The organism is Dongia soli (genome assembly GCF_034044715.1).
Classification (GTDB): domain Bacteria; phylum Pseudomonadota; class Alphaproteobacteria; order Dongiales; family Dongiaceae; genus Dongia_B; species Dongia_B soli.
In genome coordinates, this window is record NZ_JAXCLW010000003.1 from 548735 (window position 1) to 573000 (window position 24266).

Sequence of the window (24266 nt, forward strand, 5' to 3'; positions counted from 1 at the left end):
ATACAGCTAAAAGCGTAATTCAAGAGCTAAGACGGGATTGTCGCGTCGGCCCGACAGCTCAGGTCCGGCTCACTCGATTTGCACCAAAGCAAGTTTAAGAACCTTGCAACCATTGCCAACGTATTGTGCGCCATCGGCAGTAGCGCGATAGACAGTCTGCAATCAGGCGGCTGTCGCGGCAGGCAAATAACGACGTGAATTGAGCAATCGCCATTTCACAAATGCAGGGTTTAATGTACTCCCGCGCAGAGCTCTCGCTGAGGGTGCACCTATGGAGAATGTCGGCGTACAATCTCCTCGCCGCTCCTCACCAGCGCTTCAACCTCAGCGCGGATCGCCGGCCAATGCCGCTCCAGATTGCCGATCCAGGGAAACACATCATTGTCGAAGACCGCCGGATCGCCGACCTCGGAATGCGCCGCCAGAACCCGGTTCAGCCAAAGCCGGAGCCGCTTAACCCTTCGGAAAACCCGGCTGCGCCTCTTTGGCTGCCCGGCCTTGTCTTGCAGCGTATGCCGCCTGCCTGCTTCCGCTTCCGTCATTTTCTCTTCCATCTTTCTCGTCGACCTGGACAAGGCCGCTGAGCTTGTTTCGATTTGCGTCGTCCATGGCTCGCCGGAGTTCGGCCAACATCAACCAGCTGACTTGTAAGAACCAAGGCCGAGCTGCTTGTGAAGCTGCAAGGCGGATATCCCATTTGAGTGAGTTGGCACCAGGTAGGCGCCCCAGAACCATTGGGTCAACGGCAGCTTTCTGCATGATGGCTTCGGCCGTGATCGAGTTTCGTTTCCCGCAGCTACAGAATTGGTAGAGCCAACTTCGGTTCGCGACCGCCCGGTACTTGTGCCCGCACCCCGGACAGACAAACCCAGCGGGCCAACGCTGAGGGTCTTTCAGCCATCTCGGAGATGGAGAAATAAGGCTGATCGGGATGCGCTTCTCTTCTCGCGTTTTCGCGGATAGGGGTCTACAAAGCCCCCCCACTATTCATCGACTTCCGTGCTTATCTACCGCTACTCCTCCCTTCTTTGCTAAAGATTTGAGGTGGCGGACAAAACCCAGCACATCGTCGGGTAGGAGACGGCCGATCGCGCGGGTCGAATAGACGGCCGTCACGATCCGGGCTTCGGGATCGAGGACGAAGCCGGTCGCCTGGAGACAGACGGGATCGTCATTGACGAAGGCGCCGGTGACTGCGGAAATCGCTCGCGCATCGGCGCCGTATGTGACCGGGAAATCGAGCTTGTGCTTTTCGACAAGCGCCTCCGACTTTTCCCGATCGTCCACCGATACCGAGGCGACCTTGATGCCTTCCCCGGCGAATTCGTCCGCCGCACGCGCAAAAGCGGCGAGTTGGGCGTTGCAGTACGGACACCAGGAACCGCGGTGGAACAAGATTACACCGAACCCACCGGCCAGATGGTCAGGCAAACGGACTTCGCCGCCACCGGCGCGGGCAAGTGTAAGCGAAGGAAAGACATCGCCATTTTGCAGCATCACAATTGCACTCCTCGTTGGCACTGTTTTGCTGCTCACAGCGCTGAATGGTCCTTGACCGCTTCTTCCAGCGCCGGCTTCATACTGAGGAACTGATCGTCAATGGCGGATGGGTTCTGCCGGTTGAGCGCGATCATCTGAGCACCGGCCTCGCCACCGCGAATCACCTCAAACGCGCGGGTTTCGATGCCTTCGGCGATGGCGTCGGCCACAGCGGCGGCTTGCTCACGCGAGAAGCCAAGTTCCGGTCCGGCGCGGTTTGACGTCATCATCGGCGTGTCCGTGGCGCCTGGATAGGCGGTTAGAACGTGGACGTTTTCACCCTTCAGCTCGCGTCGCAAGGCCTCGCCGAAGTTGGCGACACCGGCCTTTGCGGCAGCATAAGTCGCGTAGAAGGGCACGCCGATGAGGGCGATGCTGGAGGCGACGCTCACCACCATCGCGTCGCCGCTCCGCCGCAGCGTTGGCAGGGCAGCTCTCGTGAGGAGGATCGGCGCGATAAGATTGACATCGAGCATGGCCCGAAGCTCCGCTTCCGGAATGTTCTCCAGACGGCCGGCCCTGACGCCGCCGGCGTTGTTGACGAGGATGTCGAGGCCGCCGAGCGCAGCAAGCGCCTGTTCGAGTGTGGCGGCACGGCCCTCGGCCGTCGCAACATCGGCTATAATGCCGTGGATTTCGGCGCTCCCCGTTTGCAGGTATCGAACGGCTTCGGCGATGACTTCCGGGCGACGTCCGCTAATCGCGACTTTTGCTCCCTTCGCCGCCAGCACCTGAGCGAGCGCGAGGCCGATGCCGCTTGACCCGCCGGTGATGAGAGCGCGTTTGCCGCTGATGTTCATGCCTGTTCTCCTTGAGCTTGACTTGCGTTCTGTTATTGAAATCGCTGGCGTCGTGCCGTTCGTGCAACTGGCTAGATGGATCCCCAAACGCGCGATTCACCGTTCGACCACGCGCTACAGCCGGCCGGGCAAAGATCTGGTCGGCTCAGCGGACAACATTTACGTAGTCCTGTACAGACAGGAACTCCGCCGCGTCGTACAGCCAGCCCTTTACGACCCCGCCGTACCAAGGCCAGATCGCCATGTCGGCGATGGTGTAATCGTCGCCGGCGACAAAGTCGTTGTCGGCAAGACGGCGATCAAGCACGTCGAGCTGGCGCTTCACTTCCATCGCGTAGCGGTTAATCGTATTCGAGCTTGGTCGACGCATAAGCGTAGAAATGGCCAAAGCCGCCGCCCAGGAAGGGCGCCGAGCCCTGCTCGTCCTTGCTGGTGTCGACCGGGGCAGGTTCATAGGGAAGGTCAGCACGTTGGAGCCGCGATCAAAGAGTCGTCGGGAAGATAGCGACGAGGCGGCCGCCATGCGCAAGGATCGCGCCAGTCACGCTCTCGGACAAGACGGGAGTGTCCGCGCCGGCGAGAGCAGCGGCCATGAAGATCGAGGCTTTCATAAATGCTCCTTCATAGCTATTCGGCAATTACCTGCTCCATCCTAATTCGTCGTGGCTCCGGAGTAGCGTCGGTTGCGCGGCGTGTTTCGCGCCCTTCCATCCCCTGCTTGTCGTGCAAGACGTAGCCTTGGGCCGGTTCAGAGCCACGGCTATTGTGAATAAATGGCGCAAAACTTTCCAATAGTTTGCATGTATAATTTCAATAGTTCAGCGTTCAGTTGTGGTGGTTTGCGATCTGCATCTCGTATCTCACGGTTGTGCGCGGCGGCAAAATGCGAGCTCCGCCGATTTGCCCAATGCCCGCGCTGTATACTTTCTGTTGCTTCACGAATGGTGCTTGGTCATCATCGATGCTCAGGAGCGAGACCGGTAATCGCGACGGTCTTGGGATCGAGCCCCCCTCGAAATGAAGAAGGCCGGACGACGCCTCGAGGTGCGAATGGCAGCGAGGATCGTCGTAGCGATGTTCCGCCGCTATGAACCATACATGGCAGCTCTTTTTTGTGGCTCGCCGCGATAACCGAAGGCCTTTGCTGCAGATCTCATCGAGTAACGCTGAGCGCGTTCTGCGACGGTCCGGGATCAAAGGAGATGCACGTGGTCTACGCATTGCCAGGACCATCGCGGCGTATCGTAAGCACGGACACTTTCCCGACGGCGCCGTTCTCGTGAAGGAGGTGTTCAAGACCACCACCAAAGATATGACAACCGGAACCGTAAGGAGTGCCGGTACCCTAGCGGGCTGGTTCATTATGGTGAAAGAGAGCGTCGGCGATTTCCCGGAACAAGCTTTCGAGTGACGGCTGGGGTTGGTCCTTGTTCGACGCGACTAGTCCCCAGAAGACCACATCCACCAACTACACGGCGCACTGCCAGCCCTGTCACGTGCCGGCACGACAGTCAGACTGGATCTACACGGACGGGCATCGTCCTGACCCGGTAAGCGGGGCATCCTGGGGATAATGCTGGCATGGGATGTCGAACGGCCATTCAAGCGCTGCAATATTCTACCAAAGAGATAAACGGCCGAGCAGGAAATTATCATGAAAGCGATCGTTGTGCGGGACCACATTGCGGGACGGCCGGAGTGATATTGGTGGAGCCCCGTGCGGGAGACGCGGCGTGAGATGCACGCGGCGATGCCGTCGCCAGCCGGTCAGTCTCCGGCGCGTCTGAGGCGCTCGTCACCGAAAGCTCGCTGATCGGACGATCTGCAATCTCTGCCGGACGACATGCACGCAAGCTTCAGCCATCTTCCTGAGGACGGCGAGGCGCCATCCCGGTCGCCTCACCACTCTGACTCAGGAGAAGGTCGTGGCAACCATCCCTTCCAGCAGACCGCAACTGCCTCTTCGCCTCAAGCAGGTCGCTTAGCGAAGTGCTCGCGTAGGCCTTCTCCCAAAAACCCGAAGGCCCGTGTTCAAAACTTCGTCTTCATTAAATTCGCGTGGAAGTGTCATCGTGCTTATTGGGGAACCTGCTCGTGAGTTTCTATCATAAAATATAGACCGATCGGTACCGATTCCAGCAGAGGGCTTGAACAATTATGGACCAAATGGTCTCTAACCGGTGCCGAGGAGATCGTCGCGTTGGTGGCCATGTACTCCCTGACCAACTTTTTCAATAAGGTGTTCGATCCCGAGAAGGACTTTCTCGCCGATGCGCCGGCCGGCGCAATCTCCCGATAATAATCGCCATCACTGGCGAGCTGGAGATGCGCCGCGCCTACCGTGCGCCAGGCTTGTGGCCTGGGACCCAGTCTATGACGCACGAGACTCACTACTGCGTCGTGCTCAAGGGCCCCGGCCATTATCGAGAATCGAAAGATGGAAACGGAGCAGGGAGCCGCTGGTCAGCGATATGGTGCTGTTACCCCACGGGTGAGCGCACGTGCTCCACGATGGCGGCGGACATGTGCGAGGGTTTATCTACGATCGCCAAGGTGGTTAACGGTGCATGACGGTATCAACATGCAGCCAAATCTCGCTTGGCAGATCGGGGTTCGCGCGAACGGGATAACCGTGTTCGCCGACGATCCTGATCGCCTAGATGCATTCTTCGGGATGACCGTCACTGACATCACTGTCCGCCGGTCGGGTGTCCGGTATCTTGGCCTCAAGTACCATGATGAAGATGTCGTTACTCGGTTACTTCATGACAACGCCGCCTATCAAGTTGGTAGAAATCCAGCCAAAGGATCAAATCAGTTCAAGACCAAGTTCACGATGAATCCGGCCGATATTGGGGGTATGGCCGATCCGTCGGATAGACGAGCAGCGACATCCCATCCTCGAGATCGAGACGACAGCCCACGATCAGGCGAACCCCGCTTTCGCGCGCGGCGTCATAGGCGCGGACAATGCCGGCCAGCGAATTCCGGTCGGTGATCGCCAGTGCCTTGATCCCGAGCTCTGCAGCCCGAAAGAACAGCTTTTCACAGGAGCTCGCTCCGCGCAGGAAGCTGAAATGTGAGGTGCATTGGAGCTCGACGTAACTCATCCATAGATCCCATGCATGAACCACTTATGGGAACCGGTCGCCGGATCGACGCCATCGCCGGCACGGTAAATCCAGAAGCGCTCACCGTCCTCATCCTCGACCTGGAAGTAATCCCGGACGGCCTCCAGTTCGGGGTCAGCTTTCCACCATTCGCCGAAGACCCGTTCCGGCCCATCGGCGCGCATGACGCGCCGACGGACGCCGCGCTCGTCAGATCGACGCCTTTGCTGGCATTCGTGGCCGCGAAGGGATCTGCGGAAAGCACTTGCCGGAGACACGATCGATCACATAGATCATGCCGTTTCGTTCCGGCCGCACCAGGACCTTGCGAGGCTGTCCGTCGATCGCAATGTCGAGCAGGATGTTTTCATTGACACCGTCATGATCGAACAGGTCATGCGGGCTCAATTGGTAGAACCAACGGGCGGCCCCTTTATCGGGATAGCGGGCGAAGATGCCGGCGGTGAATTTGTTGTCGCCCGGGCGTACCTTTTCATTCCAGGGGCTCGGATTGGACGTGCCGTAGTAGATGAGATCGAGTTCCGGATCGTAGCTGATCCAGCCCCCAAACCGCGCCGCCCCCTTGCTGCCAGGCTTGGGCCGGCCAGCTCTGAAACATGCCCTTGTCGCGGTGCCAGCCCACACCAGACGCACGCCGACCGCAGCCTTGCGGCCGATTCCGCGCAAGATGCTCTATGCCGGCTGGCACGTGGCCGGGGCCGACTGGTGCTGGAAGCATTGAGGGGACCAGGCTGCCGCTCCGGAAGGTGAGGGGCAGCGCTACTGTTGAATCTACGTAACATTTAAGAATTTCGCCGAAAATATAACGATGGAAGTAGCGCTGCCAGACCTTCTCTGTGGGGACTCGGGTTAGGGTCTTCCGATGCTGTGATAGATAAAGCCTAGGGCCCGCATCGCATCGGGTCGATAGATGTTGCGCAAATCGATCACGCATGGCTGCCTTAGAACGGATTTCATCCGCGATGGATCGAGGCCCCGAAACGCATTCCACTCCGTAAGAAAAACTACCGCATCGGCCTTCTTCCATAGCGGTGTATGGTCCGTCAGTCAGTCAGTCCCTCAAAGCCTGATTTGGGGATGTACCATGTTGCTGTCCAGGTCCTGACGAATATGGCCGGCCATGTAATGGTAAGGCCGACGGGTAGTGACGCTGCTGGTACGGTAGTTCGGGGACCGTCATTCAGCAGAGAGTATTCAAGACCGCAACTTGAGAGAGGTGTTGTTTAGCGGTATCGTAATTGGGGGCAGACTATTGAACTAGACGGCTGTAATGAAACACCAAACTCTCGACCAACTCCGGACAGTCGCCGAGATCTCCACCGGCCAAGCTCGTCGCGCCATGTCGCGGCGCGAACGCTTGGAACGGTGGGCGCGCAACTCCTCGAGGGAAAGCCTCATCGGCTCCTCGCCGCATTTGACCAGACCGAATACCAGTCCCGCGACGCACGGGGACTGATGCGCAGCGCTGACTCGCCGATTTCAGTTGCGTTCGAGGACCCGGTCCTCCGCGCCGAGGGATTGTTTGACGACAGCTACGACCAAGCCAAGCGCTTCTTCGGGTTAACCGACTGGCAATTGCACGACATAGTTTGCGATTGCCATTACGGCGCTACCATGACCGCCACGGCCGCCGCACGCTATGTCCGCGCCGCTATGGGCGAGCCAATGAGTGGCCTGTTTGCGCGGATCAAAGCCGCAATCTTCCTCTGCTAGATGCTAATGTTTCGGCGACGCCAAGAAGGCTTGCCAGGGATCGCAACCCACGACCGCCGGAGTTGGCGTTAAGCGCGGCAGCTCCGGCGTGGATATCCCGCTGGCATCGGCAGCGATGTTCCGCCTCCGATGCGAGCGCTGAGCGCAGCCGTCAGGATGGAACAGAGAGCACTGCGTGCTGCCTGCCAGCGAGCGCGTTGCTCAATGGCATTTCGGAACTTCGTTGCGGGAGTAATAAGCGCCCGACAGATCCCAATTGAAGGTGCGGCTGATTTAGTCGACTATTTAGCTCGCCGAGCCAATTGCGATCTGCTCGGCTAGATCCGCAACGGTGAGTACGCGGAACTATTCATCGCGATGGCTCTTATAGACCTCGGTAAATCCGGAGGCCATGCTTGAGACGGAGCATGGCTGTTCGCGTCAATCATTCTATCCATACGAGAATTACCTGTGATCAATGGCACAAAAGTGGTTTAATAACTCAAGCTCGATGCCGCTAAATAACAAAACCTTTCGACATACGAAGGATCGAGGCACGCCGTTTTTTTCTGACGTCTCCTCTCGCACGCGGCGACTTGGAGGATAGCCCAGCTCAGAACATAGTGCCTAAAGAGATTCTTCTTTCGTTGCTGCAAGGCACCTAGTTGCTTGCTATGGCGGACGTGCAGCCCGGGTTCTGCGGTCACCATAAGGGCTGGACTGTCAACCTAGCCCGGCAAGCGCTTTTTTCTGCAAGGCTGCATTAATTCGATGTGTGAGAATGCTGTTTCCCGCGGAAAAGAGACGTCAATGCTGTCTTCTTCCGCGGTTGAGGCGAAGAGTTAATAATATTCGAACCTCGGAGATCGGTCTCCCGTTCGCTTACCGAATTCGTCTAAGCCGCGCGAGTGACAGATGACATCTCAGTTGTCGCGCTCTGCCGGGCAGAAAGGCTCGCTTGATTATCTCACTCCGTCAACTGCGCCAACGCAGAGAATACTTTTCGTTCTGGGAGAACGATGCTCCCATTAGAGAAGAGCTGTTTAGCGCCGAGCGGCTGGAGCAACATGCGGAAAGCCTTGCCGTCGCTCAAAAAATTACGGCAACGCCAATTAAGGCGCCATCCCTCGTTCACCGGCTCCGCCACAATGCAACCGTCCTGCTCGAGGCGTACCGGGTCATCGCTAAATCGCTCGACGAAGGCCGCGCCATCACGCCGGCCGCCGAGTGGCTGGCGGATAATTACCATATCATTGAAGAGCAGATCCGGGAAATCCAGATCGACCTTCCAGCTGGCTATTATCGGCAACTGCCGAAACTGGCCGATGGTCCTTTCGCCGGATATCCGCGTGTCTTTGGCCTGGCTTGGGCTTTCGTCGCCCACACAGACAGCCATTTCGAGCCGACGATATTGCTGCGCTTCGTCGCTGCCTATCAACGGGTTCAACCGCTGACGATTGGCGAGCTTTGGGCTATTGCGATTACCCTCCGCATTGTCCTCGTTGAAAATTTACGCCGGTCTGCAGTGCGGATCGTTCGCGCCCGTGACGGTCGGCAGGAAGCCGACGCACTCGCCGACCGGCTGCTTGGAACTAAGGGTATGGCTGCGGAACCCGCATCCCTTGTCCTGTCGTCTTATGCAACCGGGCCGCTGCCGGCCGCACTCACCGTACAGCTCGTGCAAAGACTGCGCGATCAGGATCCAACAGTGACACCCGCATTAGAGTGGCTAGAAGAACATCTGGCAAAATGGGGAAAGACATCAGACACGGTCGTTCAGGAAGAGCATCAGCGTCAAGGTGCGTCGAATGTCACCGTGCGGAACATCATTACCAGTATGCGCATGATCTCCGACGTGGATTGGGCTGAGCTGGTCGAAGGTGCCAGCCTTGTCGATGCTGCCTTGCGGGCCGGTAGTCAATTCGCGGAAATGGATTTCCCGACGCGGAATCTCTATCGCACCGCGATTGAGGATTTGGCGCGCGGATCGCAACATTCGGAATTGGACATCGCGCACAATGCCCTGTTAGCTGCGAAGCAAGCCCGCCCACCGCCGGAAGCAGCCAGCGAAGTTACAAATCAACGCCGATGCGATCCCGGCTACTATCTTATCTCTCATGGTCGCCACACTCTTGAAAAGCTCATCGGATATCGGGCACCGCCGCATCTCTGGATTCGGCGGTTCGCGGCAAAGACCGGCATCGTCGGCTATGCCACGAGTATAATTGTCTCGGCGGGCATCCTGCTCTCCCTGCCATTGATCGTCCTTAGCAGCTACGCCGTCAATGGATGGACAATCGGGCTGCTGGCATGTCTTGGCCTGATCCCGGCTCTGGATCTCGCTATCGCCCTTATAAATCGGGACGTCACCACGGGACTTGGTGCAATCATTGTCCCCGGGCTGGAATTGCCTAAGGGTGTGCCAGCACATTTACGAACAATCGTCGTCGTGCCGACGCTTCTGACAAGCAAAGCCGCCATTGAGGAGCAAATCGAACGCCTGGAAATCCATTATCTGACAAGTCCGGAAGGCGAAGTCTATTTCGCTCTTCTTTCGGACTGGACAGATGCTGCGGCGGAACACACGCCTACCGACCAAGCCTTGCTCGAGGTGGCCATCGACGGCATCAACCGCCTTAATAGTCGGTATGCGGGGGTCGAGAGCAGGCGTTTTCTTCTGTTGCATCGGCGACGTGTTTGGAGTGCCGCACAAGGAAAATGGATGGGCTGGGAGCGTAAGCGGGGTAAGCTGCATGAGCTCAATCAACTACTCCGCAGGATAGACGGCACGACTTTTATCGACGTCGGGAATCAACTTGCCACCCCCCCAGCCGATGTCCGCTACGTGATTACCATGGATGCCGATAGCAAACTGCCACGCGAAGCCGTAAGGCGCTTGGTGGGCAAGATGGCACATCCACTGAACCATCCACTAGTTGACCCCCGTGCCGGTCGGGTGATCGAAGGCTATGCCATCTTGCAACCCCGTGTCACGGCATCATTACCGATGGGACGCGAGGGCTCGCTGTTTCAGCGCATTGTTTCCAGCCCTGGCGGTATAGACCCATATGCTGCTGCCGTATCGGATCTCTATCAGGATTTATTCGAAGAAGGCTCCTATACCGGCAAAGGCATCTATGACGTGGATGCATTTGAAGCAGCGCTCGACGGCCGTGTCCCAGAGAACTCGGTTCTCAGCCACGACCTCTTCGAAGGGATCTTCGCGCGAGCCGGCCTGGCTTCCGATATCGAAGTGGTGGAAGAGTTTCCATCACGCTATGACGTTGCTGCGGCCCGCCAGCATCGTTGGGCGCGTGGGGACTGGCAATTACTTCCCTGGCTGCTTGGTCGCCGTACCCTTGGCCAGAGCCGTGAGCAAGATGCCATGCCGTCCCTTGGCTTCTGGAAGATCGCGGATAATTTGCGGCGGACACTCACCGCACCGGCAACTGTGACCGCATTGGCAGTTGGATGGGCGCTACCGCCCCGTATCGCTGTAATTTGGACGCTATTCCTTCTCTCGACGATCGCGATACCGACTCTCGCGCCTGTAGTGATGGCGATCATGCCCCACCACGCCAAGACAACGCCACTGAGCCGTCTACGCTCTTTCGTCGTCCAGCTGCGTCTTTCCCTGCTGCAAACAATGGTCCAGATTGTGTTCCTTGCGCACCAGACGTGGCTGATGGCTGATGCGATTATCCGAACGATGTATCGCCTGTATGTCAGCCGTAGGTACCTATTGGAGTGGGTTACCGCAGCCCAGGCGACGATCGGTCCGAAGCTAAATCTATTTGGCTACGCGCGAGGAATGGCCGGTGGCGTCGCCCTTGCCGGGGCGGTGGCGATCGCCGCCCGCCTTGTCCACCCAGAGACTTGGCCTATTTCCACGCCGATCATTCTCCTCTGGCTTCTTTCACCGGCTGTTGCCTATTGGATCAGCCGAACACCGCGTGACGCCAGCCATTTGGCGGTCAGTGATCTCGATGTCCGTGTGCTGAGGCTTATTGCCCGTCGAACATGGCGATATTTTGAGACTTTTGTCACGGCGGTCGACCAGATGTTGCCACCTGATAATTTCCAGGAAGACCCGAAGCCGGTGCTGGCTCATCGAACCTCACCGACAAATCTTGGCCTCTATCTTCTTTCCACCGTCAGTGCGCGGGATTTCGGTTGGTTGGGGCTTCGCGATACCGCTGATCGACTGTCGGCAACTTTCGCCACCATGCAAAAGCTGGAGCGCTTTCATGGTCATTTTTACAATTGGTACGATACGCGGGATCTCCGCCCTCTTGATCCAAGATACATTTCAACGGTCGACAGCGGTAATCTCGCTGGCCATCTCATCGCCCTCGCTAATGCCTGCCGAAAGTGGCGTGAAGGCCCAACCGTCGATCTGTCGCAGATGCTACTCGGCCTGGAAGACGTCTTGGATCTGACGCGTAATGCGTTACAGAACCTTTCCCGGGACAACATAGAGATCGCTAATGCTGGGCGACCGCTCGACGAGGCGCTGACCACACTCGCGTCAGCAATCAAGGCCCATTTGTCCGAACCGCGGGACTTCGCTGATACAGCGTCGCACCTGACCACATTGACGACAGCCCTGGCTGAAAGGACGCACTGCCTGGCAAGCGACAGTAGCCGAAATTCTGAGGACCTCGCCTTCTGGGTGGGGGCAATACAGCGCACGATCGACAGCCATCTCGGCGATTTTGCAGCATCACCTCAAGCGACGGACGCCCTGAACGTCCAGTTGCGGATCCTTGAAGAAGCCGCACGGCACATGGCTGATGAGATGGAATTCGGCTTCCTCCTGGACCGGGAGCGGGGATTGCTATCGATCGGCTATCGCCTCGGTGAAGGAAGCCTGGACCCGAGCTGCTACGATCTCCTGGCCTCGGAGGCACGATTGGCGAGCCTAGTAGCGATCGCCAAGGGAGATATTCCAACCCGGCACTGGTCCCGCCTGGGACGAACAGTGACGCCGATCGGGGCAGGTGCAGCTTTAATCTCCTGGTCTGGATCGATGTTTGAATACCTCATGCCTGCATTGGTTATGAGGGCCCCTTCGAACAGCTTGTTGGAGCAAACCAGCCGCCTCGTCGTTAGACGGCAAATCGCCTATGCAGCGAGCCTACACCTGCCCTGGGGTATATCCGAGTCCGCCTATAATGCCCGTGACCTCGAATTCACCTATCAGTATACCAGTTTTGGCGTGCCGGGCCTTGGCTTGAAACGCGGTCTCGCCGAGGCCGCGGTGATTGCGCCTTATGCGACCGGCCTGGCAACCATGGTTGATCCCGCAGCCGCGGTGCTCAACTTCGCTCGATTGGCGGCGATCGGCGCGCAAGGCAGGTATGGCTACTACGAATCGCTCGATTACACGCCCAGGCACCTCCCGGATGGTCAGGACGTTGCGATCGTTCGCGCCTTCATGTCGCATCACCAGGGCATGACAATCGTCGCAATCGCCAACGCCTTGTTCGATGGCGCCATGCGAGCGAGATTTCACAATGAGCCTATCATTCAAGCCACGGAACTTCTGCTGCAGGAACGGACACCGCAAAACATCGTGCTCGATCATCCGAAGGCCGAGGAGATTCGGACTGCGCGCCGCGTTCTGGACGTCGGTCCCGCGAAGACACGCCGCTTCGATTCACCGCATGATTCAGTACCATCAACCCATCTGCTTTCCAATGGCCGTTACGCCGTTATGCTCACAGCCGCCGGCTCCGGCTACAGTCGATGGAAGGATCTGGCCATCACGCGATGGCGGGAAGATACCACCTGTGACGATTGGGGGAGCTATATCTTTCTGCGTGATCGGCAGAGCGGTGCCGTCTGGTCTGCGGGCTATCAACCAGCCGGAATCGAGGCAGACAGTTATCATGTCACCTTTTCCGAAGATCGCGCCGAGTTCGTGCGCCGCGACGGCGCACTGACGACAACACTCGAAATCCTCGTTTCGGCCGAGGATGATGCGGAGGTTCGCCGGCTATCAATCTCGAATGCCAGCAACCAGGCACAGGAGATCGAGATCACCTCCTATACCGAACTCGTTCTAGCACCCCAAGCCGCCGATACCGCGCATCCTGCGTTTTCGAAGTTGTTTATCGAAACGGAGCACCTCGCTGATATCGGCGCGTTGATTGCGACCCGGCGTCGCCGCTCCCCATCCGAACCTGAAATCTGGGCGGCTCATCTGATCGTCATGGAGAGTGGCGCGCCGGGCGACCTCGAGGTGGAGACCGACAGGGCCAGTTTCTTGGGTCGGGGCCGTACCCTCCGCTCGCCTGCATGCATGGCGGATAAGCCATTGTCCGGTACGGTGGGGACTGTGCTTGATCCGATTTTTGCGCTTCGTCGGCGGCTCCGCGTGCCGCCGCGCGGCACAGGACATGCCGCGTTTTGGACGGTCCTCGCATCGTCGCGGCAGCAGCTGTTGGATATCATCGACAAACATCAGGATGTCAATGCGTTTGGACGCGCCTCCACGCTGGCCTGGACGCAGGCGCAAGTCCAGTTGCGGCATCTCAATATTGATCCCGAAGAAGCCAATACTTTTCAGCGTTTCGCCAGTCATATCATCTATGCCAACGGTGCTTTACGTGCGCCGGATGAAATGATCCGAAGAGGCAGAGGCCCGCAATCGGGGCTTTGGCAGCACGGCATTTCTGGTGACACTCCAATCGTCCTGCTGAGGATCGACGACATCGAAAATATTGCCGTCGTCCAGCAGGCGCTCCGAGCTCACGAATATTGGCGGATGAAACAAATTTCCGTCGATCTCGTCATTTTGAACGAGCGCGCGTCTTCCTACATTCAGGATCTTCAAATCGCTCTGGAGACCGCTGTACGGTCGAGCCAATTTCGGCCGTCCCCGGGTGAAGCACCGGGACGGGGATCGGTATATGTGTTGCGCGCGGATCTCCTTTCTGTTGGAACGCGCGCTTTGCTGCCAGCCGTCGCGCGTGTCATCCTGATTGCCCGCCGCGGCCGGTTTTCGGAGCAACTCGACCGCATTCCATTGCCGCAGGCCCAGCCTAGGCTTGACCGGCGAGGTCAAGCAGTTCCTGCAGGATCGGACTGGCCTGCCATTGCAGCCGCCCAGGGAGAGTTGGAGTTCTTCAACGGAATCGGTGGGTTCTCGCCCGATGGGAACGAATATGTGACGATTATCAGACCAGGACAACGGACGCCGGCACCGTGGATCAATGTCATCGCCAATCCGACATTCGGCTTTCATGTGGCAACCGAGGGCACTGGCTATACCTGGTCGGTCAACAGCCGAGAGCATCAACTGACGCCCTGGTCGAATGATCCGGTGACTGATCGACCCGGTGAAGCCTTGTATGTTCGTGATGAATTAACCGGCGAAGTCTGGTCGCCGACAGCTCTTCCTTTATCCCGCGACGACGCGTCGTATCTTGTTCGGCACGGCCGCGGATATACCCGATTTGAACACGAGTCGGGCGGAATTGAGCTTAATCTCCTGCAATTCGTGCCGATTCGTGATTCAGTCAAGATTTCCACGCTAACACTACGAAATACGTCTCATCGGCCGCGCTCTCTTTCCATCACGGCCTATGTCGAATGGGTCTTGGGAGCGATGCGCAGTGCGTCGGCCCCCTTTATCGTCACGACCATCGATCAAGAAACGGGTGCCCTCTTTGCGGAGAACGCCTGGAATGAGGCCTTCAGATCCTCTGTCACCTTCATCGATTTTGCCGGGCGACAAACGGAATGGACCGGCGACAGGGGAGAGTTCATTGGCCGCAATGGTGTGCTTCAAGCGCCAGCAGCGATGCGCGCCCGAACCAAGCTTTCCGGCCGCGTCGGTAGCGGCCTTGATCCATGCGGCGTTTTGAGAGCTCCGGTGGAGCTTGCACCTGGCAGCGTCAAGGAAATCGACTTTTTTCTTGGTGAAGCAACAACCGAGACTGATGCGAGGGCCTTAATTAAGCGTTATCGCGAAACCGATCTCGATACCGCCTTTCGCGAAATGTCCGCCTATTGGGAGGACGTGCTCGGCACGATTCAGGTGAAGACGCCCGACCGCTCGATGGATGTCATGCTGAACGGGTGGATGCTCTACCAGACTCTAGCCTGCCGGTTCTGGGCACGATCGGCCTTCTACCAAGCGAGCGGCGCTTATGGATTTCGAGACCAATTGCAGGACGGTATGGCGCTCGCCTTGTCCTGCCCAGAATTGACGCGGGCCCATTTGTTGCGCGCTGCAAGCCGGCAGTTTCGCGAGGGCGATCTCCAGCATTGGTGGCTGCCACCACAGGGACAAGGTGTACGGACGCATATTTCCGATGACCGCGTCTGGCTGGCTTATACCGCCGCACACTATATCGATGTGACTGGCGATGAAGCCGTTTTGGATGAGGTTCTTCCTTTCCTCGATGGTCCTCCTTTAGTAAGTGACGAACACGATTCTTTCTTTCAGCCCATGATCGCCGAAGAAAGCGCGTCTCTTTACGAGCATTGCGCATTAGCGCTGGATTGCAGCCTCGAGGTGGGCGTGCACGGTTTGCCGTTGATCGGTACTGGCGATTGGAATGATGGCATGAACCGTGTCGGCGAGGCTGGTAAAGGCGAAAGCGTCTGGCTCGGTTGGTTTTTATATACTGCTCTTATGGCCTTTTCGCACCTGGCGATGGCCCGAGATGATCTGGCGCGAGCCACGAGGTGGAAATCCCTCGCTGCCGCGTTGCAGGATGCGCTGGAACGCGAGGCTTGGGATGGCGCATGGTATAAGCGCGGCTATTTCGATGATGGGAGTCCGCTTGGGTCGGCGACTAATACAGAATGCCGCATCGATTCAATCGCGCAATCCTGGGCGGTTCTGTCCGGTGCGGCCATCCCTGCACGTGCTAAGCGCGCCATGGCCTCGGTCGAAGAACACCTCATCCGACGTGCCGAGAAACTCGCATTGTTATTTACGCCGCCCTTCGACAAGACCGCGCAAGATCCCGGTTATATTAAGGGATATCCGCCTGGAATTCGCGAGAATGGCGGTCAATACACCCACGCTGCGGCTTGGGCTGTGCTTGCCTTTGCCAAACTTGGTGAGGGTGATAAGGCGGCTAACCTCTTCTATGTTTTGAATCCGATCAATCACACCACGACGCCAACTGACACGGATCGCTATAAGGTGGAACCTTACGTAGTGGCAGCCGACGTTTATTCAGTGGCGCCTCATGCGGGTCGCGGCGGGTGGACCTGGTACACCGGATCGGCGGGATGGATGTATCGCGCCGGTGTCGAGGGAATTCTCGGATTGCGCCGTCATGGAATGGAACTATCACTGAACCCAAGCATGCCGAAAGCTTGGCCCGGCGTCGAAATCGTCTTCAGATTCCAATCCACCATCTACCACATTAACATCGAAAATCCTGCCGGCACTGGACGCGGCGTTGCGCAAGCGACTCTTGATGGCCAGGAACTAACGCAACGCCCCGCCTGCATAACCCTGATCGACGACAAGCATATCCACCACCTGCGCCTCATCCTGGGTTAAGACAAATTGGTCCGGAAGCAATCGATGACCGTTTGCCTTCACAACCCAGCCGAACCGTCACCGTGGACAGGCGAGCACGCTCTGTCTGCATGACTATCCAAGCTTATTTGTCCGATCCATTGCACTTTATAAATTAATAGCCATATGTACCAAGCCGCAAAGAATAAAATAATAACACGGCTTTCCTGGTGAGCGTCTATCTCCCAGTGTTTATCCGCAGATTTCGAGGATACCCAACGCTCCCCCTCGACTCAGAGAAGGCATTTATTGCGGCTGAAGGAGGTCCTATGCGCACCCTTATAGCTATCACTGCAATTACCGCTCTCATGTTGCTGACGGCCTGCCACACGACAGCCGGCGCCGGCAAAGACATCTCTGCAGCCGGCCACGCTATTACCAAGAGTGCGGACCAGCATTCGTACTAGGAATGTGAGTGATGCATTGCAGATCCCGCAGCGCGGCCACTGCTTCGTTCCGCCGAGGAGGATTTCGCTAAGCGTCGCGGTAGCGTATAATGAGACGGTCAATCCAGTTGAAATCGTTCGCGCCACCGAGTGAATCCGGCGGCGATTTCCCTTCGTCCGCATTGTGACAGCCCCAGTGGTGACGAGATGGACGCATCGGGCGGGCGAGTCGAAGTATGATGCCGGGCCGGTGATCGCGACGCACTGACCTCGCCCGATCCACAAGGTCCAGGCGCCAAAGCCAGAGATTACGGCTCGGTGGGATGGCGGGTGCGGGGGACATCGCAAGGCCTGGCATTCGCACACTGAAAACACGACTTCAGGCTTCTGCTTGAGAAGACCGAGCAGCAGCCCACTTGTCGGATGTATTGAAGACCTACACTTTCTTCACGGACAGGACTCCATGCTCGACAAGGCCACGCCAGTTCACCTATCGCGCGCGATCCTGAAACAGATGATGACGCCCTATCAGGGATCGCGCTTAACAAGCAGCATCTGCCAACTCCTGAATACATTCATCCCTTTTGTGCTGGTTTGCGCACTGATGTATGCGTCGCTCTCTTGGCCTTATTGGCTGACGTTGGCGCTCAGTATCATCGCCGCTGGACTGACGGTCCGGATCTTCATCATTCAACATGACTGCGGTCACGGCTCGTTCCTTCCGTCGCCGCTTGCCAATGCCGTCATCGGGCATTTATGCAGCATCGTGACATTTGCCCCCTACGAGAGCTGGCGGCGGCAGCATGCGGGTCATCATGCTCACTGGAACAACCTCGATCGCCGCGATAGGGGAGTGGATATTTATTCGACCTGCCTGACCGTCGGGGAGTACCAGGCAGCGGGCCGTCTTCGGCGCCTGAAATATCGCATTATATGGCACCCCGTCGTTTCGCTGGTCGTTCTGCCGCCAGTGGTGTTCCTGCTGCTCTATCGGCTCCCATTTGACATGCCAAAAGAATGGCGTCGAGAGAGGTGGGGGGTCTATCTGGCCAACCTCGCTTTGCTGAGCGTTTTCGGCATCCTGGGCTGGTTTCTCGGTTTCACCAATGTCGTGATGGTTCATCTTCCCATCATCATTTTCGCCGCCTTATTCGGCGTCTGGCTGTTCTCAGTCCAACACCGCTTTGAAGACACGTTTTGGGCCAGGCAGGAGAATTGGACTGCAACATCCGCATCGCTGCGCGGCAGTTCCTACCTCAAGCTCCCGCGGCTCCTGCAATGGTTCAGCGGCAATATTGGCTTTCACCATATTCATCATCTCAATCCGATGATCCCCAATTACCGGCTGCAAGAGTGCCACGAGGCGAGTAGCGCCTTGCAAGTGGCGCCCATATTGACCTTGGCTGATGCGCTGAAGGCCTGGCGCTTTGCGCTGTGGGACGAGCCGAAAGACAAAATGGTCAGATTCGGAGATGCGGTGGATGGAACATTCGCTTCCTCTACCGCCGATGAGAAATTACGGAAGATGAAAAATGGAAAGCGATCATAAAGTTGCAGCGGCAATTCTTGCTGTTGCGATCCTCAACAATCAGGCCGACAAGCCGAACGGTCGGCCGACCGCCCTGAAGGGAAAGCCTTATGAGGAGCGGCTAATAGAGACTTTCTTTCAGGTATTGAAAAGCATTTGTGCTTCCTGAAAGCGCGCCCTGCCATTCGGTCGAAGCGCAAACGATGTGATCCGCATCAGTTGGAAGCGCAACCCAGTTATCATCATAAAGACATCGCCAGGGCTTGTATGTCCCATCTTTACGTCCATTGAGGATAAAAATGACTATTATGGTGAAGCATTCGACAAGCTGGATATTGGTGGCCGATGCCAGCTATGCTCAGCTCTGGGCCTCTCATCGCAGAGGGCAGGTTCGCGCCCTTGGTACGATCAGCCGAATCCGGCCACCTCTTGATGTGTTAAGAGAGTTTATTGCTGAACCCGCTGCAGGCGACCCTCGGCCGGCCGCTGCTCCTCCCTTGGTCGGAAGGAGTTTGCCGGACAAGGATTTGCGAGAAGCCTCGGATGTACATCTAAACAAATGTGATTGGTTCGCAGGAGAATTGGCGCAGTATCTGGAACGTTGTATGCAATGGCACGAATTTCAGCATCTCGTGTTGGTCGCGCCGACCAACATGCTACTCGCGCTTCGCGGAAATCTAAGCGGTGCGATGCGATCAATGGTGGGCGTTGAGGTCGATCAGGATTTGATTAAGAGCAGTAGGACCCAGATCCAGGCGCGACTTCGGAGCTTAGCCATCAACTGACACTCGCATTGATATTGCGATATGGAGCGATTCGGATGTTTTCCCGCCGCCGCTGCAGGTTGGCCGAGACGGACTATAGGTGCAACTGAGTCAGACGGTTGGGCCAACAGGTGAACTTACGGCGACATCAGCGCTTGGGGTTCCTCCGATTCTTGCCGCACTCTCGGTTTGCCGATAGCCTCGCTCTATCAAGGCGCTAAGTGGCGCCGCGAATTTGTACACCGAAGGCCTAAACTTCCTGCGACGAAGTTCCCCGGTTAGGCTAGTTCAGCTCCTTCCGGCAAGCGAGATCCGGCATCCAGCTTAACAGCGTGATAGAAGGTCACATCAAAAGATGAGAGACAAAGAGACGAGCCTAGCCGAGCGGCTCAGCACCGCGGCAAAGGCAAAGCAGATTCTGCTTGAGAAGGCACGGAGCAAGGCGGCCCACAACGATCCGGAATTTGCCGAGCGCCAAGCTGCGCGACATACGGCCTGTATCGAGCGCGAAGCGCGTGCTGCGGAGCGCAAGAAGGCCAAATTAGCCGAAGTCGAGCGCGAAGCCGCGGAACGGGTCGCCGCAGAGGCGGCGCGCCTGCATGCGCTCGAGGCGCAAAGAATCGACGCTATCGAACGGGCTGCCCGCGAAGTTGCTGCGGAGGCCGAACGCAAGGCGGCGCGCGACGCTCGTTACGCGGCCCGCAAGGCGCGGAAGAAATAGGCTACTTCCACACTGGCGCGCCTGGCTATTCGGAGAAGTCGCCATCGGCGACCTCGCCAACGCCCCCCTAGCGCGACATGGCTTGACCAAGCGAAGCTCGGCGAATCCATAGCGGCGATCTACCTACTTCGAGAGCAGGCTTCCAGCTTGCGCGCATAACATCAGGCTACTGACTGCCATTGCCCGCCACATCGATTGCACGTTGCAGCGGCGCGATGACCTCGATTTCCAAACCGCGCATCATGCCGGGCGGCATGTCGCAATCCAACGTCTCAATCGTCCAGTTGCAGCTATCGACTGCTTCCTTCAACGGGCGAATTTTGAGCGTTCGGATGCTAACCGATTTAAACTCCATAATCTTGCTGGAGAGGTAGCGCTCGAGCGCCTCTCGATGCATTGTTATTTTTTCCATCGTTGCCGCCTCTCAAAGATCATCTAGGCGCCGCACGGTCCGCAGAGTCAACAGCGGATTACTAGCTGCCGCTTCGGCACGTTAATGCATTTCGAGGTTCTGGACGAAAATGTGTGGCTTGAAGTCAGTCCTTAATGAAGGGTTGGCACTCGCTCCGGCAGGCGCTGTCGCCTGGATTTAGCGAGCCGCTCAAGCTATTCGGTCGTCCGCTTTCAGGCGGGGCCGGCAGCCGGAGTTTAGAAAAAGACAGAATGTGAATAGCTCCAACGGCTATTAAGGCACGGACCGAGTGATTATTCTTTTGCGTCACGCAATCGGCACGGGTCCACCTAGCCGGCGGTAGATGAGGCCATATGGAGGGGTCTGGGTGGAGCTCATTCGGCAGGTGTATTTCTCTTCGTCCTCGGCTTCCGCCGCTTCTGGAATGTTTTTTGCGATCATTTGGCGGGCCTCATCACCCGAATCTGCTTGGACCCAATACGAATCTGCAGCAGGATCGTCAACTTTCTCGATGAGATAAACGCTTCGCATGTTCAACTCCTGTACGATGAGGTCGTACTAATATGAAAGAGTTGGTTTCTTCAGAAGTTCCAATTCGGAACATATTTGGAATTGGGGGTCGGAACCGGCCGCTTGCGATAATCATGGAAAGAAATTGAACAACGGCAATTCAAGCGAAGATCGAAGTCATTGGGAAGACGAAGAGGCTCCCCGACGATCACACTGACGAGCGTCAGGTTAAGTGACCACAGCAGCTCACGACGATGAGAAAGACCGCTATGCACCTTAGCCTCGCCCTTGCATGGGATATCGAGTTTCATCGACCATTGGATTATTGCCACTGTCGCGAACGGCGCCAATAAGCCGAAAAACACCTGAAGTAATATAAAAATCCGGCTACGACCACAGCAATAACAATAGCTCTTTCATTAAGTGCGATGTCATGGTTCCACGTTGCCGCCACGGAAACCATGGGTGTCGGTTGATCGGCGGCTCCCGCTCTACTCCGCTGATCCCCTTTTGATCGGTTAGCTCCACCGAGCCTGCTGCAGGCTTCCCGCGCTGCGAGTGAAAGAACCACCGCCGGCCGTGAAATCCGCCTTGGATCGCAGACACTGATGGCGGGGCCTGCTCGCGACGTGCGCCCCTCCACTCGCTCGCATGGGCCGGCGCGTTACCTGCCTCCGCGCTCGCTCCCAGTTCACCATGTAGTCACGCGTCACCGGGAGGACGTCGGGCTTCTTGGCAAGCTGCACTTGGAAGACCATCATGGAGCGGAAGCGGAATCCGATCTCGCATAAGACGAGATAGAACTCCCACATGCGGCAGAAGCGCTCGTCATAGACCGCCGCGGCGCGCGGCCAATTGGCCATGAAACGTTCGCGCCAGTGGCGGAGCGTTTCCGCATAATGGAGCCTGAGGATTTCGACATCGGTGACGTTCAGGCCCGAGCGCTCGACGGCAGCGAAGACTTCTGAGAGAGATGCGAGGTCGGCGCCTGGAAAGATGTACTTGCGGATAAAGGGATTGATGGGGGCTGGTGCATCCGCAAATCCGATTGCATGCAACACTGCAATACCGTCTTCCGCAAGCAGACCGTTGAGCTTGGTGAAGAACTCGTTGTAGTTCTTCTTGCCCACGTGCTCGAACATGCCAACCGATACAATACGATCATACTTTCCGGTCACTTCGCGATAGTCGCGCAGCTGAAAGCGCACTCGATCGGCAAGGCCGGCGGCTGCCGCACGCGCTTCAGATACTTTGTGCTGCTCGACGCTCAATGTCACGCCGGTAACCTCGACGGCGGCTTCTTCTGCAAGATATAGGCCGAGCCCTCCCCAACCAGAACCGATGTCCAGTAGGCTGAGGCCTGGCCGGTCGAGGAACAGCTTGGCTGCAATGTGCCGCTTCTTGTTCTCCTGCGCGGTCTCCAGGCTGTCGCCAGCCCTCAGGAAATAGGCGCAGGAATACTGGCGGTCCTTGTCGAGGAAGAGGTCGTAGAGCTGGCCCGATAGATCATAATGATGGGCGACGTTGCCGCGCGCGCGATCTATCGGATTGTACTGCTTGAGCCGCCGCATCACGCTTGATAGCAGCGAGAACCAGGGCACCCTTTCAAAGTTTTGGAAGTTTTTGGCTGCGATCTCAAGAAGATCGTAGAGGCTTCCATCTTCGATAGTCAGAAGGCCATTCATGTAGGCCTCGCCGATCGAGAGTTCGGGATTCAGGGCGAGCGTATAATTAAGATGGCGAGCGCGCAGCCGAACCGTACAGTAAGGCGGGGAAGCGTCGCCATATCCGTGAATTCGTCCTGCACCGTCGATCAGGCGCAGGCTACCGGTCCGAATGACTGTTTTGAGGATGGCGGGAAACATGGGGCGATCCTCCGGAGTTAATCATATCACCGCTCGCCTGAGGTGGCTTCCGCGTCAACCAAGCCAGTGCCAGGATGCCGACCACTGCAGAGACAATGGACGCTGACAAGATGCCTATCTTGGCGCCGCTGAGTACGTCTTGGCTAAAGGCAGCTTCAGCGATCAGGAGAGCCATGGTGAAGCCGATGCCGGTGAGCAAGCCACCGGCACCCAGCGTGCTCCAACTTAAATCTGGAGGGCGCGTTGCCATGCCGAGGCGTACCGCCAGGAAGCTCAGGGATAGGACACCGACCGGTTTACCGAAGACGAAGCCGAGAAAGATTGCCGTGGCGACAGTGCCTCGGAGATCTGCGGTGGAGAGCGTAACGCCTGCGTTGGCGAAAGCGAAAAGTGGCAGGATCGCGAATCCAACCCAGGGGTGCAGAGCACTCTCTAAACGCTCGACGGGCGAAATTGCCTCTCGTGTGGCGATCCCCGCCAGTTGCAGTGCGCGCCGCTCAGCTCTATCGCCTGCCTGACGAACATCGCCTGAAGTAAACACACGATCGAGAATAGCATTGAGACGCCTGTTGCTGATCCATACCTTCGTCGGTGTCATGAGCCCGAGAAGAACTCCTGTAAGCGTCGCATGAATACCGGACGCATCCAGAGCAAGCCAAATTAAGATTCCAGCGACTACGTAAAGTGCTATCGCCCGGACGCCGAGGCGAGCCATTCCAAACACGATTGCGAGTCCGAGTGCCGCCAGCGCCAGAGCCCGCCAGTCTAGCGCATGACCATAACCCAGTGCGACGACCAGAATGGCGCCGATATCATCGAAGATAGCCAATGACAATAAGAACAGGCGCAGGCTATGCGGAACACGCGACCCAAGAACCGCCAAACATGCGATCAGGAAGGCCGTATCGGTGGCCACGACGGTGCCCCAGCCATGTGCCGCGGGCCCGCTGCTCTGCAATATCAGAAAGACGCCCGCCGGTACGAGCATTCCACCGAGCGCAGCAGCAAAGGATAACGCCGCAATGCGCGGATTCCTTAACTCTCCCAGTACAAGTTCGCGCTTTAGCTCAAGGGCGACAACAAAGAAAAATAACGTCATAAGCCCCTCATTGATCCAATGCTTCAGGGAGTGGGAGTATCCGGAGGAGCCGAAAGTGAGCCCTATGGACGTATCCCAAAACGCAAGAAAAGCATTAGACCAAGGCGAATTTGAAACCGCGAACGCGCTCACTGCGAAAAACAACAAGATCGCACCGGCTGCTGCCTCGATGCGCAAAAAGCGGGCAAAGGGCTTCGTGAAATGATCTGCTAACTCTTTAGGAAGGCGGTTAAAGCCATCATTCATATCTTTTCCATACGGTTCGAGCGCGC

At 57.4% G+C, this 24266-nt stretch carries 22 protein-coding genes; 9 read left to right on the forward strand and 13 right to left on the reverse strand.

Annotation, left to right across the window (positions count from 1 at the left end; translation table 11 throughout):
• Positions 1-269: 269 nt before the first annotated feature.
• The 5 genes from SMD27_RS14680 to SMD27_RS14700 form a co-directional block, all read right to left on the reverse strand.
• Positions 270-554, reverse strand: a complete 285-nt coding sequence (locus tag SMD27_RS14680) for a hypothetical protein (RefSeq protein WP_320509148.1) — start codon at positions 552-554, stop codon at positions 270-272.
• A gap of 433 nt (positions 555-987) precedes the next feature.
• Entirely contained in the window at positions 988-1497 is a 510-nt protein-coding gene (locus SMD27_RS14685; protein ID WP_320509187.1) for a redoxin domain-containing protein, read from the reverse strand.
• Positions 1498-1532: 35 nt separating this feature from the next.
• Positions 1533-2339 (reverse strand): SDR family NAD(P)-dependent oxidoreductase, encoded by an 807-nt coding sequence (locus tag SMD27_RS14690; protein WP_320509149.1) that lies wholly within the window; start codon positions 2337-2339, stop codon positions 1533-1535.
• A 145-nt stretch (positions 2340-2484) separates the two neighbouring features.
• Positions 2485-2727 (reverse strand): glutathione S-transferase C-terminal domain-containing protein, encoded by a 243-nt coding sequence (locus tag SMD27_RS24330; RefSeq protein ID WP_452094333.1) that lies wholly within the window; start codon positions 2725-2727, stop codon positions 2485-2487.
• Positions 2728-2821: 94 nt separating this feature from the next.
• A complete protein-coding gene (locus tag SMD27_RS14700) occupies positions 2822-2950 on the reverse strand; it encodes a hypothetical protein (protein WP_320509192.1) in 129 nt (42 codons plus the stop codon).
• Positions 2951-3426: 476 nt separating this feature from the next.
• Here SMD27_RS14700 and SMD27_RS24175 point away from each other — a divergent pair, with 476 nt between their 5' ends.
• Positions 3427-3750 carry a cytochrome P460 family protein gene (locus SMD27_RS24175; protein ID WP_379990666.1) on the forward strand — a complete coding sequence of 108 codons (324 nt, stop codon included), beginning with the start codon at positions 3427-3429 and terminating at the stop codon, positions 3748-3750.
• A complete protein-coding gene (locus SMD27_RS24180) occupies positions 3725-3913 on the forward strand; it encodes a cytochrome P460 family protein (protein WP_379990809.1) in 189 nt (62 codons plus the stop codon). The genes SMD27_RS24175 and SMD27_RS24180 overlap by 26 nt, the downstream gene beginning before the upstream one ends.
• Positions 3914-5170: 1257 nt before the next feature.
• Here the strand turns inward: SMD27_RS24180 and SMD27_RS14705 are convergent.
• From SMD27_RS14705 to SMD27_RS14720, 4 genes are all read right to left on the reverse strand, one after another.
• Entirely contained in the window at positions 5171-5449 is a 279-nt protein-coding gene (locus SMD27_RS14705; RefSeq protein WP_452094332.1) for a PHP domain-containing protein, read from the reverse strand.
• The gene (locus tag SMD27_RS14710; RefSeq protein WP_452094331.1) at positions 5446-5634 is read right to left on the reverse strand and encodes a hypothetical protein; all 189 of its coding nucleotides are present in this window, start codon (positions 5632-5634) and stop codon (positions 5446-5448) included. The genes SMD27_RS14705 and SMD27_RS14710 overlap by 4 nt, the downstream gene beginning before the upstream one ends.
• Positions 5635-5659: 25 nt before the next feature.
• On the reverse strand, positions 5660-6136 hold the full coding sequence (locus tag SMD27_RS14715) for a hypothetical protein (RefSeq protein ID WP_320509150.1): 477 nt from the start codon (positions 6134-6136) through the stop codon (positions 5660-5662).
• Between the two features lie 183 nt (positions 6137-6319).
• Positions 6320-6517, reverse strand: coding sequence for a UDP binding domain-containing protein (locus SMD27_RS14720; protein ID WP_320509188.1), 198 nt, complete (start codon positions 6515-6517; stop codon positions 6320-6322).
• Positions 6518-6835: 318 nt separating this feature from the next.
• On the opposite strand from SMD27_RS14720, the gene SMD27_RS14725 reads away from it, so the two are divergent.
• From SMD27_RS14725 to SMD27_RS14755, 7 genes are all read left to right on the forward strand, one after another.
• Positions 6836-7183 (forward strand): hypothetical protein, encoded by a 348-nt coding sequence (locus tag SMD27_RS14725; RefSeq protein WP_320509151.1) that lies wholly within the window; start codon positions 6836-6838, stop codon positions 7181-7183.
• Positions 7184-8120: 937 nt separating this feature from the next.
• Positions 8121-16691, forward strand: a complete 8571-nt coding sequence (locus SMD27_RS14730) for a GH36-type glycosyl hydrolase domain-containing protein (RefSeq protein WP_320509152.1) — start codon at positions 8121-8123, stop codon at positions 16689-16691.
• A 326-nt stretch (positions 16692-17017) separates the two neighbouring features.
• Positions 17018-17116 carry an entericidin A/B family lipoprotein gene (locus SMD27_RS14735; protein ID WP_320509189.1) on the forward strand — a complete coding sequence of 33 codons (99 nt, stop codon included), beginning with the start codon at positions 17018-17020 and terminating at the stop codon, positions 17114-17116.
• Positions 17117-17558: 442 nt separating this feature from the next.
• Positions 17559-18644 (forward strand): fatty acid desaturase family protein, encoded by a 1086-nt coding sequence (locus SMD27_RS14740; protein ID WP_320509153.1) that lies wholly within the window; start codon positions 17559-17561, stop codon positions 18642-18644.
• Positions 18628-18792, forward strand: a complete 165-nt coding sequence (locus tag SMD27_RS14745) for a hypothetical protein (protein ID WP_320509154.1) — start codon at positions 18628-18630, stop codon at positions 18790-18792. The genes SMD27_RS14740 and SMD27_RS14745 overlap by 17 nt, the downstream gene beginning before the upstream one ends.
• A 130-nt stretch (positions 18793-18922) precedes the next feature.
• Complete coding sequence (locus tag SMD27_RS14750) at positions 18923-19408, forward strand: host attachment protein (RefSeq protein ID WP_320509155.1); 486 nt, start codon at positions 18923-18925, stop codon at positions 19406-19408.
• A gap of 334 nt (positions 19409-19742) precedes the next feature.
• The gene (locus SMD27_RS14755; protein ID WP_320509156.1) at positions 19743-20108 is read left to right on the forward strand and encodes a DUF6481 family protein; all 366 of its coding nucleotides are present in this window, start codon (positions 19743-19745) and stop codon (positions 20106-20108) included.
• A 166-nt stretch (positions 20109-20274) separates the two neighbouring features.
• On the opposite strand, the gene SMD27_RS14760 is transcribed toward SMD27_RS14755, so the two are convergent.
• From SMD27_RS14760 to nhaA, 4 genes are all read right to left on the reverse strand, one after another.
• A complete protein-coding gene (locus SMD27_RS14760; protein WP_320509157.1) occupies positions 20275-20520 on the reverse strand; it encodes a hypothetical protein in 246 nt (81 codons plus the stop codon).
• Positions 20521-20826: 306 nt separating this feature from the next.
• Positions 20827-21051 (reverse strand): hypothetical protein, encoded by a 225-nt coding sequence (locus SMD27_RS14765; protein WP_320509158.1) that lies wholly within the window; start codon positions 21049-21051, stop codon positions 20827-20829.
• Between the two features lie 497 nt (positions 21052-21548).
• Positions 21549-22895, reverse strand: a complete 1347-nt coding sequence (locus SMD27_RS14770) for a cyclopropane-fatty-acyl-phospholipid synthase family protein (RefSeq protein ID WP_320509159.1) — start codon at positions 22893-22895, stop codon at positions 21549-21551.
• Positions 22855-24240 (reverse strand): Na+/H+ antiporter NhaA, encoded by a 1386-nt coding sequence (gene nhaA, locus SMD27_RS14775; RefSeq protein ID WP_320509160.1) that lies wholly within the window; start codon positions 24238-24240, stop codon positions 22855-22857. The genes SMD27_RS14770 and nhaA overlap by 41 nt, the downstream gene beginning before the upstream one ends.
• Between the last annotated feature and the right edge of the window lie 26 nt (positions 24241-24266).

Bases quoted from the DNA above. Each gene is read 5' to 3' on its own strand.
- SMD27_RS14680 (WP_320509148.1), bottom strand. From the start codon at position 554: ATGGAAGAGAAAATGACGGAAGCGGAAGCAGGCAGGCGGCATACGCTG.
- SMD27_RS14685 (WP_320509187.1), bottom strand. From the start codon at position 1,497: ATGCTGCAAAATGGCGATGTCTTTCCTTCGCTTACACTTGCCCGCGCC.
- SMD27_RS14690 (WP_320509149.1), bottom strand. From the start codon at position 2,339: ATGAACATCAGCGGCAAACGCGCTCTCATCACCGGCGGGTCAAGCGGC.
- SMD27_RS14700 (WP_320509192.1), bottom strand. From the start codon at position 2,950: ATGAAAGCCTCGATCTTCATGGCCGCTGCTCTCGCCGGCGCGGACACT.
- SMD27_RS24175 (WP_379990666.1), top strand. From the start codon at position 3,427: ATGAACCATACATGGCAGCTCTTTTTTGTGGCTCGCCGCGATAACCGA.
- SMD27_RS14705 (WP_452094332.1), bottom strand. From the start codon at position 5,449: ATGAGTTACGTCGAGCTCCAATGCACCTCACATTTCAGCTTCCTGCGC.
- SMD27_RS14710 (WP_452094331.1), bottom strand. From the start codon at position 5,634: ATGCGCGCCGATGGGCCGGAACGGGTCTTCGGCGAATGGTGGAAAGCT.
- SMD27_RS14735 (WP_320509189.1), top strand. From the start codon at position 17,018: ATGTTGCTGACGGCCTGCCACACGACAGCCGGCGCCGGCAAAGACATC.
- SMD27_RS14740 (WP_320509153.1), top strand. From the start codon at position 17,559: ATGCTCGACAAGGCCACGCCAGTTCACCTATCGCGCGCGATCCTGAAA.
- SMD27_RS14745 (WP_320509154.1), top strand. From the start codon at position 18,628: ATGGAAAGCGATCATAAAGTTGCAGCGGCAATTCTTGCTGTTGCGATC.
- SMD27_RS14750 (WP_320509155.1), top strand. From the start codon at position 18,923: ATGACTATTATGGTGAAGCATTCGACAAGCTGGATATTGGTGGCCGAT.
- SMD27_RS14755 (WP_320509156.1), top strand. From the start codon at position 19,743: ATGAGAGACAAAGAGACGAGCCTAGCCGAGCGGCTCAGCACCGCGGCA.
- SMD27_RS14760 (WP_320509157.1), bottom strand. From the start codon at position 20,520: ATGGAAAAAATAACAATGCATCGAGAGGCGCTCGAGCGCTACCTCTCC.
- SMD27_RS14765 (WP_320509158.1), bottom strand. From the start codon at position 21,051: ATGCGAAGCGTTTATCTCATCGAGAAAGTTGACGATCCTGCTGCAGAT.
- SMD27_RS14770 (WP_320509159.1), bottom strand. From the start codon at position 22,895: ATGTTTCCCGCCATCCTCAAAACAGTCATTCGGACCGGTAGCCTGCGC.
- nhaA (WP_320509160.1), bottom strand. From the start codon at position 24,240: ATGAATGATGGCTTTAACCGCCTTCCTAAAGAGTTAGCAGATCATTTC.